We start from the raw sequence: 14,624 nt of genomic DNA on the forward strand, positions 1-14,624 counted from the left end.
TATGGCAAATGCAATTGTAGAAAAAGCGAAAGAAAGAATGACACAATCACACCAAAGTTTAGCGCGTGAATTTGGCAGCATTCGTGCTGGTCGTGCGAACGCCAGCCTTTTGGATCGGATTTCAGTTGAGTATTATGGAGTGGAAACTCCACTCAATCAAATCGCGTCTATCACGATTCCTGAAGCGCGTGTCCTTTTGGTGACGCCGTTTGACAAATCTTCTATCAAGGATATTGAGCATGCACTCAATGCTTCTGACCTTGGTATTACTCCTGCGAGTGACGGTACAGTTATTCGTTTGGTTATTCCTGCTTTGACAGAAGAAACTCGCCGTAATCTTGCTAAGGAAGTGAAGAAAGTCGGCGAAAATGCTAAAATTGCTATTCGTAATATCCGCCGTGACGCCATGGATGAAGCTAAAAAGCAAGAAAAAGCAAAAGAAATTACTGAAGATGAATTGAAAACACTTGAAAAAGATATTCAAAAGGTGACAGATGAAGCAGTTAAGCATATTGATGAAATGACTGCCAGCAAGGAAAAAGAATTGATTGAAGTGTAAGCTTTTCTCTATATGTAGTAAAAAATAGAAAGCAAAGAGAATGGGACAGAAATCAGTCGTTTCCTAGAAACTTGATTTTGTCGTCCCATCTCCGTAAAGTCGAGTAGGGCTGTAAAAGTTGATTGATCAATGAGTTAGAGCTCACTCAGCAGTGATTGATTAGGCACTAAAGTGCCATTAATTGTGTATGGGAAACTCTAATCGACTAAAGTCAACATAGTTTCTCCAAACTACTGCGTCTTAGAATGATAACTATATAAACAAAGGAAGCTGAACACTTTTGTTCCAGCTTCTTCTTTTGAAGTGGGAAGACATGTTTCATATCTACTTCAAACGATAGAAAGATAAAAAATGAATACAAATCTTGCAACATTTATAACAGGTCTTGTAACCGATGAAAATGATCGTTTTTACTTTGTCCAAAAAGACGGGCAAACGTATGCTTTAGCTAAAGAAGAGGGTAAGCATCAGTTGGGCGAATCGGTCAAGGGCTTTGCCTACAGCGACATGAAGCAGAAACTTCGCTTGACGACTCTTGATGTAACAGCGACCCAGACGACTTTTGGCTGGGGAACAGTGACTGATGTTCGCAAGGACTTAGGTGTTTTTGTTGACACAGGACTTCCAGATAAGCAAATTGTAGTGTCTCTTGACATTTTGCCAGAAATAAAAGAACTTTGGCCTAAAAAAGGCGACTGCCTCTATATTCGTCTGGATGTAGACAAAAAAGATCGCATTTGGGGGCTTTTAGCCTACCAAGAAGATTTCCAGAAATTAGCTCGTCCAGCTTATAATAATATGCAAAATCAAAATTGGCCGGCTATTGTTTATCGTTTGAAGTTATCTGGAACCTTTGTCTATCTGCCTGAAAATAATATGCTGGGCTTTATCCACCCCAGCGAGCGTTACACAGAGCCGCGTTTAGGTCAGGTCTTGGATGCGCGTGTCATTGGTTTTAGAGAGGTGGATCGGACTTTAAACCTTTCGCTCAAACCTCGCTCTTTTGAGATGCTGGAAAATGACGCCCAGATGATTCTGACTTATCTGGAGACCAATGGTGGCTTCATGACCCTCAATGATAAGTCAGCTCCGGAGGACATCAAGGCTACTTTCGGTATTTCCAAGGGACAGTTTAAGAAAGCTCTTGGTGGACTCATGAAAGCTGGTAAGATTAAGCAGGATGTGACTGGGACGGAGTTGGTTTGAGATACTAATCTATCTTATTTTTAAGATTTTTGATAGAATAAAAGGTATGTTAGAAAAGAAACCTCATAAAAGGAGGTCATTGTGTTAGCGATTGAAGAGATTAAAACAGTAAATGTGACAAATTTACCTAATCTGACAATTTTGACTGGTGATGATACAGGGCAATTTGAATTGATGAAATCACAATTTTTACGTCAAATTCAATATGATGCTGCAGATTTAAATATGGCTTACTTTGATATGAAAGAAGCCGTTTATCCAGATGTGGAGATTGATCTAGTGAGTTTGCCCTTCTTTTCTGAAGAGAAGATCGTCATTTTGGATCATTTTTTGGATGTGACAACAGCTAAAAAACGCTATTTGACGGATGCTGAGCTAAAATCTTTTGAGCAATATTTGGAGAATCCTGCAGATACAACGAAATTGGTCATTTTTGCAGAAGGGAAGTTGGACAGCAAACGACGAATTGTAAAGCTGATCAAACGGGATGGCAAAGTGTTTGAAGCAAGTGAGCCCAAAGAACAAGAATTACGCACCTACTTTAGTAAGCAAGTTCAAGAACAGGGGTTAGAACTTCGTTCGCAAGTTTTAGAAGAATTACTTATTAAGTCTGGTTTCGATTTTAGTGAAATCAGCAAAAACCTAGCTTTTTTAAAGGACTATAAAAAAGATGGCATCATTACAAGTGATGACATTGCTGAAGCGATTCCAAAGACTTTGCAGGACAATATTTTTGACTTGACTCAGATGATTTTGCAGCAAAAGGTAGATGCGGCAAGAAGCCTGGTGCGAGACTTGACATTGCAAGGTGAAGACGAAATCAAGCTGATTGCGATTATGTTGGGCCAGTTTCGGATATTTACGCAAGTGAAAATCCTCTTTGAAAATGGACGTAACGAAAGTCAGATTGTAGCAGACTTGTCCAATTATTTAGGGCGAAAGGTGAATCCTTTTCAAATCAAATATGCCTTACGTGATATGCGCTCGTTATCCTTGGAAATTTTACAAAAGTCTCTATCTTGCTTGATTGAAACAGATTACCAAATCAAGTCTGGAGTTTATGAGAAAGGTTACCTCTTTGACTTGGCTTTATTAAAGATTGCTACCCACAACTTATAAGCAAATAAGTTGAAAATTTTGTTGGTCTACGTTATCATTTTCATATAAACTGAAAAAGGGGAACAAACCAATGGCAATTATTTTACCTGATTTACCTTATGCTTACGACGCTTTGGAACCGTATATTGATGAAGAAACGATGCACTTGCATCATGACAAACACCACAATACTTATGTCAATAATGTAAATGCGGCTCTGGCAAAACACCCTGAAATCGGTGAGGATTTGGAGCAACTTTTGTCAGATGTAGAAACCATTCCAGCGGATATTCGTCAAGCTGTTATCAATAACGGTGGTGGTCATCTCAACCATGCTCTTTTCTGGGAATTGATGACACCAGAAAAGACAGAGCCGTCAGCAGCATTAGCAGCAGACCTTGAAGCAACATTTGGTTCATTTGAGGACTTCAAAGCAGCATTTACAACAGCTGCGACAAGTCGCTTTGGTTCAGGTTGGGCTTGGCTAGTGGTCAATCCAGACGGCAAATTAGAAGTGACTTCAACTGCTAATCAAGACACACCAATCTCTGAAGGAAAGACACCAATTTTAGGAATTGATGTTTGGGAACATGCCTACTATGTGAAATACCGCAATGTTCGTCCAGATTACATCAAAGCCTTCTTTTCAGTCATCAACTGGAACAAGGTCAATGAATTGTACGTAGCAGCAAAATAAGGTGTGCAATGAGATAGAAAAAACGAATCTGATAAGGTTCGTTTTTTCTGTTATAGTAAAATTACCTATAAATTTCTTCCAAATAAAACCAGATTTGTTGTTTGAGGAAATTCAGAGAATGATCGTTTGTTCTGTCAATCACGCCAAAAACGAGATAATGATTTTTAAATAATAGCTCATAATCAATATTTTCTCCGACAATAATAATTTTTCCTCTTTGTAAAATGTCTTATCATATAAGACAATCTTCTGATGAGTAAAATCCTTAAACAGTCATTCGACATTATTGAGCAGTTTATCTTTGTAGTAATGAAAGAATGATTTTTTCGCAATGACACTCGTTACTCGTCCTTGCAAACCGTACTTCAAGATCTGGCTATCTTTTTTAGATACGGAAGCTTTTGCAGTGATTTTAAACAGGTTTCCCTGTTTTGTTTCAGTAGCAGAAGTGTCAATGCTATTAATTTTACCGATAATAGTGATTGTCTGATTTCCAATTTTTTCTAAGATAAGTCGGGAAGTTTGTCCCTTTTTTAAATTGGTCATATAGGCTGAAGGCACGTAATAGGTGATAAGAACTTCTTTTGTTTTCGTGATATCTGGATAGATCTGAGCAATTTCCGTTCCTTTGGGGAGTAAAGACTTCCCTTTGAGCGCACTGCTGATATGAAGAATCCCTGTTTCGGGAGCAGTCAGTTGATTATTTTGAAGTTGAGCATTTGCTTGGTTCAATTGATTTTGCAAATCGGTAATTTGGGTCGTAAGGCTTGTTAACTGTTGGTCTGCTGTTTGGATAAATTGTGTGCGAAGCACCTCAATTTTAGTCGAAAGGCTATTATCATAGGTTGTTGCAGTTCCAGTACCAGCTTTTTGAATGTTTAGATTGGCTAGGGAAGATTTGAGGTTGGATATATTCGTATTAATCTGAGATAGGTATTGATTTGTAGTTGACGGATCAGGTTTGACTTGATATTCATTTTTATATAGGTTAAAGGTTGCTTGATGAGGATTATTTTGGGGCAAATTTGAAGCGTTGCTAGAAATGGCATGATACAGTTCATGATAATCATTCATTTGTTTTGTTAATTCGTTCATTTGATCATCAATAGCAGCAATCGTATGGTTGGTTAAAGAAGCTTGTTTACTAACTTCGGAATTATTTTTTGAAATGCCGATAGTTAAATCTTCTGATTGTTTGATAAAATTGTTAAATGTGTTGGCATAGCCAAACTCATCTTTGTTTGTAAAAAGATTTGTTCCCTGCTGTAAACTGTTCTTTAATGTTTCTAATTCTGCTTTTTGGCGCTGGTAAGTGGCAAGTTGCGTTTCAATGGCTGTTTGTTGGGAAGCTTCCATATTTTTTGCATATTGAACCAACAACTCTCCTTTGGTGACGGTCTTATTTTCAGCTAAATGATTGGTCAGAACCGTATTGTCACTGGTTGACTGAATCATGGCAATGACTTTCGTTGGTGTGATTTCGCCAATGGATTTGACAGTCACTTCTTTTTGCCCGACAAAGGAAAAGAGGACAAGAAATAGAACGAAGAATGCCAAAGGCAGAATGAGAACGGTCGCAAAGTTATGGTATCTTCGATGATAAAATTCTGCACTTTTAAACAGATTGGGATTCATAATTTACTCCTTATTTATTAAATAGATGATAATAAAAACCTTTTCTTCCTATCAATTCAGTATGAGAACCAGTTTCAATCACTTTTCCTTGGTCGAGGACAATAATCTGATTTGTACGCTTTGAAATGCTGAGACGATGAGCAACAAAAATAATGGTTTTGTCGGGTAATTTCATGAGATTATCAATGACCTTTTTCTCTGTTAAAACATCTAATCCACTCGTTGCTTCATCTAAAATGAGAATAGGAGATTTCGTCAGCAGAGCGCGTGCAAGTGCAATTCGTTGCTTTTGTCCACCAGATAATCCAGCTCCGTCAGACAATTCTGTCTGGTATCCCAGAGGCATTTGTTCAATGTCTGAGCGGATTTCTGCAATTTCACAAGCACGAAGAATGTCTGATTGAGAAACTGCTTGATTGGCTCCTAATGTGAGGTTTTCTAGAATGGAACCGCTAAAGATGTAAGCTTGCTGAGGCAGGTAGTTGATATATTGCCGAAGAACTTTCCTGTCAATCGTCTTGAGTTCATTTCCATTGAGGCGAATTTGCCCTTGATAAGGCTCATAAAAATGAACAATCATCTTAGCAAGTGTTGTTTTTCCCGAACCGCTGACGCCGACAAGACTAATTTTATCTCCCTTCTTGATAGTCAAACTAATATCTGATAAAGTATCTCGTCCAAAGCCGTATTTATAGGAGACGTTATGGAAAGTAATGTCTCCAGCTAAGAATTTTTTCTCCGTAAGGACTTGCTTGGTTTTGAATTCGGATTCTACCAGATAAACTTCATTCAGTCGATGATTGGCAACTTTAGCTGATTGCAGTTTGGTTTGAAGATTGATGATACTTTCAAGCGGACTAGTAAAGTATGAAAGGAGAGCATTGAAAGTAATCAGCTGACCAATTGAAATCTTTTGAGACATGACTAAAGAAGCTCCAACCCAGAGAATGACCACATTCAAAATAAATTGTGCTCCTTGTTTGAGTGCTGTCTGCATAATAGAATATTTACTTAATTTGAAAGTCTTATCCAGATAATCAACAAACTCGCTATCAATCTTTTGGTAACGGCTTTCTTCGCTGGTTAAAGATTTAATGGTTTCAATTCCGTTGATATCTTCGATAATGGCAGAATTTACCATAGCATTGCTTTGCATAACATCGTTATTCATTTTTTCAAAAGGCTTCATAAAAGCAAAAATAATGAGAGCGTAGATAGGAATTGCAAGCAAGGTGAGTAAAAAGAGATTGGCATTTTGCAGTAAAAGAATACTGCCGACAATCATCACAATGGACAAATCAAGAAAGAGAGACAGGATAGTTGAAGCTAGAGCATCAATAATGGAGTTGGCATCTGTAAAACGAGAAATAATCTCCCCAGTGCGTCTCGTCGCAAAAAAGGACATTGGTAATTCAAAAATATGCCGAATATAAGACAAAATCACATCAATTGTTAATCGTTGACTGAGAACTGTTAGCAGGTAGTCTCTTGAAAAACTCATCATTTGCTGTAAGATGTAGGCAATGATAAGCCCAATTGAAATAATCCCAAGAGTTGATTTCATCTGATTTGGGATGTATTCGTCCAAAACACCTTGCAGATAATAGGAGCCCACAATGTTGATGAGGGTCACGAGCAAACTAGCTAAGACAATATAAAAAATCAAAGAACGCTGTTTAAAGATGAGTGGTAAAAAGCTAGCAAGCCCGTTCTTCTTATCCTTATGAGGTTTATAGCTAGGTTTCGGTGCGAGAAAGATAGCAACACCAGTCCAATCTTTTGCAAATTGTTTTTTGCTAATCTTAGTTATTTTGACAGTTGGATCAGGATCACCGATAAGCAAGTGCTTTTTCTCGTTTTTATAAACGACATAATAGTGCTGAAGATTGCCATTTTTGTTGATATGTACGATGAAAGGATAGGGAAGCTCTTCTGTTTCAAACAATGTCATATCTGCTTGGATTGGTCGGGTTTCAAAGCCCATTTCTTTTGCTGCTTTGACAATTCCAAGTGCAGTTGTCCCTTCTTTGTCTGTCTTTGCGAGCTCTCTCAAGTGTGCTAAAGAATAATTTGAACCATAGTATCTAGCAATGGAAGCCAGAGCAGCAATACCACAATCTCTAGCATCTATTTGCGGCACAAACGATTTTTTTAAATTCACTATAATGTTTTCCTTTCGTTTTGTAATGTTATTTTCTCAAAAAGCGCAAGAAAAAGAGCATTTTAATCTTAAATGGTCGTTCTGATGTCTTAAATGATTAAAAAATACCATTCAAGATGTCAAAGCTACTGTTTAAGAATTTAATGTTTACAAAACCAAGAAAATGGTTATATTTAAATTATGTTCAAGATAATTTCAATTGAACAATTTTAAAAGTCAATTTTATAAATTGAAAGAGGAAAATCTGATGGTAGAGATAAACTGGTTTTCAGGTGGCAAAGAGAGACGAGATGAAGCAATCACTATTGTTGACGATCTGCTTTCAAATTTGACGAATCCCGATTTGAAGAAAGTCTTGTTATCTTATCGTGAAGAGTTGAAAAAGCAGGAAATAGCAACTCCATTTATATTAAGTCGTATGAATCTTGCTCTTTCTCAAAAGCTGATTGAGAAGAATATTCGTTTGCCAGAAGCTCAATCTAATCAACTGAAGAGGTTAAGAAATCTATTAAATATACGGTATATATTTTAACCTAGCTAATACAAACCTATATAAAAATGTATTAGAACACGAATAATAACTTTTTCATTGCTTCATATAGACAGTTTGATTTGTAACAATAAATAGCAATCTCTTAGTGATATGATTAATTACGTCTGTGAAATGATGTACTGGAAACGTAAAAGATGAGATGATTAGAAAGTAGGAATATATGACTTATTTAAAGAAACTACAACTATGGATTTTAGGTGGCTTAATAGGAACCTTGCTTTTAGACTATTGGTCACACGATTTAAAGCAGCTTTATGCTATTGTTGCGACTTATGTGATGAGTTCAGTCTATACATTTATCTGCATAAAAATATTGAAGTTTAATGAGAGGCTCACATTGCTGTCGGCTGTTATGTTGTCGGTTGTAGTGATGATTGTTTGCTTATATTTTTTACCTCAATTTATCCTATAAAAATGGAAGACTTTTATTAAGGTAAGAATAAATCAAAAAGTGGAGAATACCATGAAAGCAATATATAAAAATCAAGTAGCTGATGTTTGGAAAATTGGCAAAGAAACTGAACAGCCTGATTGGGTGAAAGAAGCTTTTGCTAAAATTATTTATATTGGTTGGATGATCATCTTCGGATTTTAATGGCAGGACTAAATCCTTCTACGCTAGAAAATTTAAAAATTGGCGCACTTGGAACAGTAGGCGGTGGATTTGCTGGTTATGGCATGTATGTGCTAGGGTATATTGATGATTATTTGGATGTAACCAATCACCGAGTCGTCTCTCAAAAAACATTTGAAAAAGAGTATCATGTTCAAGAAAATTTTAAAATAAATTGATTTTTTATCACTTTTTAGCAGACTAGCTGAGATAGTTTTACCATTCAAGGGATCAGAGCTACCATTCAGGCTTATTTTAAATGAACTAGAATTGTTACTTTATACTGTATATATACAATAAAGGAAGTTGAAAATAATTGATGATTCTGTTTATCATATCTTGTCATTTTTTCATTCTTCCTATATAATGAGGTATATAAGTTAGGAGAAGTGCGTGAGTAAAAAGACAATAATTCTTTGTTTGCTTGGTTGCTTTATGATGTGTGGTGTGTTGGTGTTAAGTGCTGTGCACTTTGGGCAAGCTAGAAAGCCACATCATACGAAGGTAGCTAAAAGTTACACAGTTAGTCAAGAAAAGAAAAAAAGTCCGTCAAAAGAGTCAAAACCAGCCACTCGTGTTCCAATAAAAAGTATGGAAGAAAAGCAGAAGGTCATGGAAGCTGATTTGCCGGTAATGGGTGCCTATGGTTTGTATTATGATTATGCCAATCTAAATTTGGTTCAAGTTGTACAGGCTTATCTTGATGAAATGGGTATTGAACATTCACAAGTTGCATTTTCTTATAAGGATTTAACGAGTGGGCAAACCTATGCTATGAATGAGACGCAGCCGATGACAGCAGGCTCAACTTACAAATTGCCATTAAATATGTTGGTCGTTGATGAGGTAGAAAAGGGAAATTTATCACTGACCGAGCGGTTTGATATTACACATACTCGCTATGAATATATCGGTGAACACAATAATTACGTAGCGGCATTTAATGGGACAATGAACATTCCTGAGATGCAGGAATACTCTCTTCTCTATTCTGAAAATACACCTGCTTATGCTTTAGCGGAACGCTTAGGTGGCTTGGATAAAGCCTATACGATGTATCAGCGCTATGGAAAAGGAAAGGGCGATATTAAGACAATCAACCAACAGAATCAAACAACGACGGATTATTATATTCAGGTGTTGGATTATCTTTGGAAACATCAGGAAAAATATAAAGATATTTTGTATTATATCGGTGAGTCTTTTCCAAATGAATACTATAAACGATATGTAAGAGACATTCCAATCTACCAAAAGCCAGGTTATGTTGCAGAGGCATTAAATGTAGACGCAGTTGTGTGTGAGGGAAAGCCTTATTTGATTGCCCTTTATACAGCAGGACTGGGAGGAACGACTTCAGAGAGTGATGAAATCAGCGGTGTTGGTATTACGCAAGTTGGGCAATTGGCCTATGTCATCAATGAATGGCATCGAGTGAATATGAATTAAGATACATATATTTATGTGGCAAAGGACACGTTGTAAAAAGAACAAATTTCAGAAAAATGTAAGGGCTCTCTTTAAGATTGAAGCCCTTTTGTGTTATAATAAGAGCAGAATGTAAAAAAAGGATCACAAGGATATCATGATTAACAAAGAGCATTATCGTTACATTAGGGAACATCCTGCTTTTGAAAATTTACCAGTTGAATATTTTGATAAAATAGCGGTTGAGATTCAATTTCGTAAAGTACCAAAAGGACAAATTATTTTCTTTTCTGGAGACAAACGAGAGCGACTTTTTTTGATTTATAAAGGCTATGTTCGGATTGAACAGTACGACCAGACAGATTCATTTAATTACATTGATTATGTGAAAGAAAATACCATGTTTCCTTATGGTGGTATGTTTGAAGATAAAGATTATCATTATTCTGGGATTTCTGTGACAGATTTAGAATACTTTTCGATTCCTGTTGACTTGTATGAATATTATTCTAAGCAAACTATAAAGCAAACGTTATTCATTACACATAAGTTATCGAATATTTTGCGTTTCCATGAATTACGCTTGCGAAATTCTGTTTTAGCGAGTGCGACAGAGCGAGTTATCCAAGCGATTTCTATCTTGTGTATTGATTTTTGCCAAGATAGAGATGATATTCCTTTTGCACTTAGTATGAAAGAACTAGCTAAACTAGGTGCAACTACTCGTGAAACAGTTAATCAAGTGTTGAAAAAATTAACAGAAGAAAACATTATTCAATATCATCGTAAGAAACTTATCTTTTTGAATAAAGAATACTTTTTAAAATATTTTGAAGATATGTAATGCAAAAGAGGGCGAATTGTAGTAGAAAACGCAATTTCTTGCCCTCTTTTTCATTTAGACAAATATGAGCTTAAGAATTTGATTAATTTCTAAAAAATAATTATTCATAAAACCAATAAAATGCATAAAATATTTATAGAAAGCGTTTTATTTTGAAATAATATTAGAATTTCTTTTAAAAAAAGCAAAGGATTTGGCATTTTGAATGTACAATTGATTGTGAAAGCGCAAACAAAAGATATTACAATATAACATGTAAATAGAACTTAAGGAAACTTAAGTCACAAAGAAAAAGAGGAGGACATAAGATGTCTACACATCCTATTCATGTTTTCTCAGAAATAGGAAAACTGAAAAAAGTTATGCTACATCGTCCTGGTAAAGAGTTGGAAAACTTGATGCCGGATCACTTGGAACGTCTGCTTTTTGACGATATTCCATTTTTGGAAGACGCTCAAAAAGAACATGATGCTTTTGCAGACGCTCTTCGTAAAGAAGGTATTGAAGTTCTTTACCTTGAAAAGTTGGCCGCTGAATCATTGACTTCTCCAGAAATTCGTAACGAATTTATTGAAGAATATCTTGATGAAGCAAATATCCGTGGGGCACAAACCAAAGTTGCCATTCGCGACATTCTTCATGGTATAGAAGACAACCTTGAATTGGTTGAAAAGACAATGGCAGGTTTCCAAAAAGCAGAATTGCCAGAAATTCCTGAAGAAGCTAAAGGCTTGACAGACTTGGTAGAATCCGACTATCCATTTGCTATTGACCCAATGCCAAACTTGTACTTCACACGTGACCCATTTGCTACAATTGGTAATGCTGTGTCATTGAACCATATGTACTCAGATACACGTAATCGTGAAACACTTTATGGTAAATATATTTTCAAATACCATCCAGTATATGGTGGCAATGTTGAATTGGTTTATAACCGTGAAGAAACAACTCGTATCGAAGGTGGAGATGAACTCGTTCTTTCTAAAGATGTCCTTGCAGTAGGTATTTCACAACGTACAGACGCAGCATCTATTGAAAAACTTTTGGTCAATATCTTTAAGAAGAATGTTGGCTTTAAGAAAGTGATTGCATTTGAATTTGCTAATAATCGTAAATTCATGCACTTAGATACAGTCTTCACAATGGTTGACTATGACAAGTTCACGATTCACCCAGAAATTGAAGGCGATCTTCGCGTTTACTCTGTTACTTATGAAAATGAAAAACTTCATATTGCAGAAGAAAAAGGCGATTTGGCTGAATTGTTAGCTAAGAATCTTGGTATTGACAAAGTTCATTTGATTCGTTGCGGTGGCGGAAATGCTGTTGCAGCTGCTCGTGAACAATGGAACGACGGTTCAAACACTCTTACAATCGCTCCAGGTGTGGTAGTGGTATATGACCGTAACGTTGTTACCAACAAGATTCTTGAAGAATATGGACTTCGTTTGATTAAGATTCGCGGAAGTGAATTGGTTCGCGGTCGTGGTGGACCTCGTTGTATGTCAATGCCATTTGAACGTGAAGAACTTTAAGATTAGAAAGAGGAATAATTAGAATGACAAACTCAGTGTTCCAAGGACGCAGCTTCTTGGCAGAAAAAGATTTTACACGTGCAGAATTAGAATACCTTATTGGTTTAGCAGCTCATTTGAAAGATTTGAAAAAGCGCAATATTGAACATCATTACTTAGCAGGTAAAAATATTGCTCTCTTGTTTGAAAAAACTTCAACTCGTACTCGTGCAGCTTTCACAACAGCAGCGATTGACCTTGGTGCTCATCCAGAATACTTAGGAGCTAACGATATCCAACTGGGCAAGAAAGAATCTACTGAAGATACTGCTAAAGTATTGGGACGTATGTTTGATGGAATTGAATTCCGCGGATTCAGCCAACGCATGGTAGAAGAATTAGCAGAATTCTCAGGTGTCCCTGTATGGAATGGTTTGACAGACGAATGGCATCCAACTCAAATGTTAGCTGACTATTTGACAGTTCAAGAAAACTTTGGTCGTTTGGAAGGCTTGACTCTTGTCTACTGTGGTGACGGACGCAATAACGTTGCAAACAGCCTTCTTGTAACAGGTGCTATCCTCGGTGTGAATGTGCACATCTTCTCTCCAAAAGAACTCTTCCCAGCTGAAGATATCGTGAAATTGGCAGAAGGATATGCGAAAGAAAGTGGCGCACATGTCTTAATTACTGACAATGCAGATGAAGCTGTTAAAGGTGCAGATGTCCTTTACACAGACGTTTGGGTATCTATGGGTGAAGAAGACAAATTTGCAGAACGTGTAGCCCTTTTGAAACCTTACCAAGTAAATATGGACTTGGTTAAGAAAGCTGACAATGAAGATTTGATCTTCTTGCACTGCTTACCAGCTTTCCATGATACAAATACTGTCTATGGTAAAGATGTTGCTGAAAAATTCGGCGTTGAAGAAATGGAAGTAACTGACGAAGTATTCCGCAGCAAATACGCTCGCCAATTTGACCAAGCTGAAAACCGTATGCATACTATTAAAGCAGTTATGGCAGCAACCCTTGGTAATCTTTATATTCCAAAAGTATAATTTAAAACCAAAACCGTTTACCAACAGCTATGAGGGCTGCGACTAATAGCTTTAGTCCAGTCCTCATTTTTAATAGTGCTCGTTTCTATTGTTATTACTAAATACTAAAATAGAAACATAATACAAGAATAACTCTAAGGAGGCTCATTATTTATGGCAAATCGGAAAATCGTTGTGGCTTTGGGAGGGAATGCCATCCTTTCATCTGATCCGTCAGCAAAAGCACAACAAGAAGCATTAGCAGAAACAGCAAGTCATCTTGTAAAATTGATTAAAAATGGTGACGACTTGATTATCACTCATGGAAATGGACCGCAAGTTGGAAATCTTTTATTGCAACATTTAGCGGCAGATTCTGAAAAAAACCCAGCGTTTCCGCTTGATTCGCTCGTTGCAATGACAGAAGGAAGTATCGGCTACTGGTTGCAAAATGCTCTTCAAAATGCTTTACGTGAAGAAGGTATTGAAAAAGAAGTGGCTTCTGTTGTGACACAAGTCGTGGTTGACAAAAACGACCCAGCTTTCACAAATTTGAGCAAACCAATCGGACCATTCTACACAGAAGAAGAAGCAAAAGCAGAAGCTGAAAAGAGTGGAGCTACTTTCAAAGAAGATGCTGGACGTGGCTGGAGAAAAGTGGTTGCTTCACCAAAACCAGTTGGAATCAAAGAAATTGAAACCATTCGTACACTCATCAATGCAGGACATGTCGTTGTGGCTGCTGGTGGTGGCGGCATTCCTGTTATCAAGGAAGACAACGGTCATCTTGCCGGCGTAGAAGCAGTAATTGACAAAGACTTTGCTTCACAATGTCTGGCTGAATTGGTCGAAGCAGATCTTTTCATTGTCTTGACAGGTGTGGATTATGTCTATGTCAACTATAATAAACCAGACCAAACCAAGTTAGAGCGTGTTAATGTAGCTCAGCTTGAAGAATACATCAAGCAAGAACAGTTTGCACCAGGAAGTATGTTGCCTAAAGTGCAAGCAGCTATTGCCTTTGTAAATGATCGACCAGAAGGCGAAGCTGTCATTACTTCTCTTGAAAACTTAGGTGCTTTAATTGAGTCTGAAAGCGGAACGATTATTGAAAAGGGATAACAGAGTGTTATCATTTATAAGTTTAAGACTGTAATAAAACTTTTTAAAACAATGTTAGTGTTTCCTATTTTTAGATTTGCTTTCTTTTGATCTATTTTACTGTTGTAAAATGATAATTTTTTTGGAAATTACTAGTTTTTTCCAGATGAAT

General features: G+C 36.8%; 13 protein-coding genes and 1 pseudogene. 12 read left to right on the plus strand and 2 right to left on the minus strand.

Annotated elements, in window-relative coordinates:
• The first annotated feature begins 1 nt into the window (after window position 1).
• The 4 genes from frr (at window position 2) to HMPREF2984_RS08690 (ending at window position 3,560) form a co-directional block, all read left to right on the plus strand.
• Window positions 2–559 (plus strand): ribosome recycling factor, encoded by a 558-nt coding sequence (gene frr, locus HMPREF2984_RS08675; protein ID WP_003028205.1) that lies wholly within the window; start codon window positions 2–4, stop codon window positions 557–559.
• A 351-nt stretch (window positions 560–910) separates the two neighbouring features.
• Window positions 911–1,765, plus strand: coding sequence for an RNA-binding virulence regulatory protein CvfB (cvfB, locus tag HMPREF2984_RS08680; RefSeq protein ID WP_003028203.1), 855 nt, complete (start codon window positions 911–913; stop codon window positions 1,763–1,765).
• 81 nt (window positions 1,766–1,846) lie between these two features.
• A complete protein-coding gene (gene holA / locus HMPREF2984_RS08685) occupies window positions 1,847–2,884 on the plus strand; it encodes a DNA polymerase III subunit delta (protein WP_070671130.1) in 1,038 nt (345 codons plus the stop codon).
• A gap of 70 nt (window positions 2,885–2,954) precedes the next feature.
• Complete coding sequence (locus HMPREF2984_RS08690; RefSeq protein ID WP_022525198.1) at window positions 2,955–3,560, plus strand: superoxide dismutase; 606 nt, start codon at window positions 2,955–2,957, stop codon at window positions 3,558–3,560.
• Between the two features lie 273 nt (window positions 3,561–3,833).
• On the opposite strand, the gene HMPREF2984_RS08695 is transcribed toward HMPREF2984_RS08690, so the two are convergent.
• A complete protein-coding gene (locus HMPREF2984_RS08695; RefSeq protein ID WP_070671132.1) occupies window positions 3,834–5,195 on the minus strand; it encodes a bacteriocin secretion accessory protein in 1,362 nt (453 codons plus the stop codon).
• 10 nt (window positions 5,196–5,205) lie between these two features.
• Window positions 5,206–7,359 (minus strand): peptide cleavage/export ABC transporter, encoded by a 2,154-nt coding sequence (locus tag HMPREF2984_RS08700; RefSeq protein ID WP_142350458.1) that lies wholly within the window; start codon window positions 7,357–7,359, stop codon window positions 5,206–5,208.
• Window positions 7,360–7,603: 244 nt separating this feature from the next.
• Between HMPREF2984_RS08700 and HMPREF2984_RS08705 the strand changes: the two genes are divergently transcribed.
• The 8 genes and pseudogenes from HMPREF2984_RS08705 (at window position 7,604) to arcC (ending at window position 14,473) form a co-directional block, all read left to right on the plus strand.
• Complete coding sequence (locus HMPREF2984_RS08705; RefSeq protein ID WP_070671136.1) at window positions 7,604–7,888, plus strand: bacteriocin immunity protein; 285 nt, start codon at window positions 7,604–7,606, stop codon at window positions 7,886–7,888.
• 181 nt (window positions 7,889–8,069) lie between these two features.
• Complete coding sequence (locus HMPREF2984_RS08710) at window positions 8,070–8,321, plus strand: hypothetical protein (RefSeq protein ID WP_022525199.1); 252 nt, start codon at window positions 8,070–8,072, stop codon at window positions 8,319–8,321.
• Window positions 8,322–8,372: 51 nt separating this feature from the next.
• Window positions 8,373–8,701, plus strand: a pseudogene (locus tag HMPREF2984_RS08715) (hypothetical protein).
• A 214-nt stretch (window positions 8,702–8,915) separates the two neighbouring features.
• On the plus strand, window positions 8,916–9,971 hold the full coding sequence (locus HMPREF2984_RS08720) for a serine hydrolase (protein ID WP_083312554.1): 1,056 nt from the start codon (window positions 8,916–8,918) through the stop codon (window positions 9,969–9,971).
• A 136-nt stretch (window positions 9,972–10,107) separates the two neighbouring features.
• A complete protein-coding gene (locus HMPREF2984_RS08725) occupies window positions 10,108–10,794 on the plus strand; it encodes a Crp/Fnr family transcriptional regulator (protein WP_003040250.1) in 687 nt (228 codons plus the stop codon).
• Between the two features lie 308 nt (window positions 10,795–11,102).
• Window positions 11,103–12,332, plus strand: coding sequence for an arginine deiminase (gene arcA / locus HMPREF2984_RS08730; RefSeq protein WP_059220525.1), 1,230 nt, complete (start codon window positions 11,103–11,105; stop codon window positions 12,330–12,332).
• A 23-nt stretch (window positions 12,333–12,355) separates the two neighbouring features.
• Complete coding sequence (argF, locus tag HMPREF2984_RS08735) at window positions 12,356–13,372, plus strand: ornithine carbamoyltransferase (protein WP_003025410.1); 1,017 nt, start codon at window positions 12,356–12,358, stop codon at window positions 13,370–13,372.
• Between the two features lie 153 nt (window positions 13,373–13,525).
• Window positions 13,526–14,473: a carbamate kinase gene (gene arcC / locus HMPREF2984_RS08740; RefSeq protein WP_070671138.1), complete on the plus strand. Its 948-nt coding sequence runs from the start codon at window positions 13,526–13,528 to the stop codon at window positions 14,471–14,473.
• The last annotated feature ends 151 nt before the right edge of the window (window positions 14,474–14,624 follow it).

Origin of the sequence: Streptococcus sp. HMSC066E07, assembly GCF_001814695.1 — a bacterium.
Lineage (GTDB): Bacteria > Bacillota > Bacilli > Lactobacillales > Streptococcaceae > Streptococcus > Streptococcus hominis.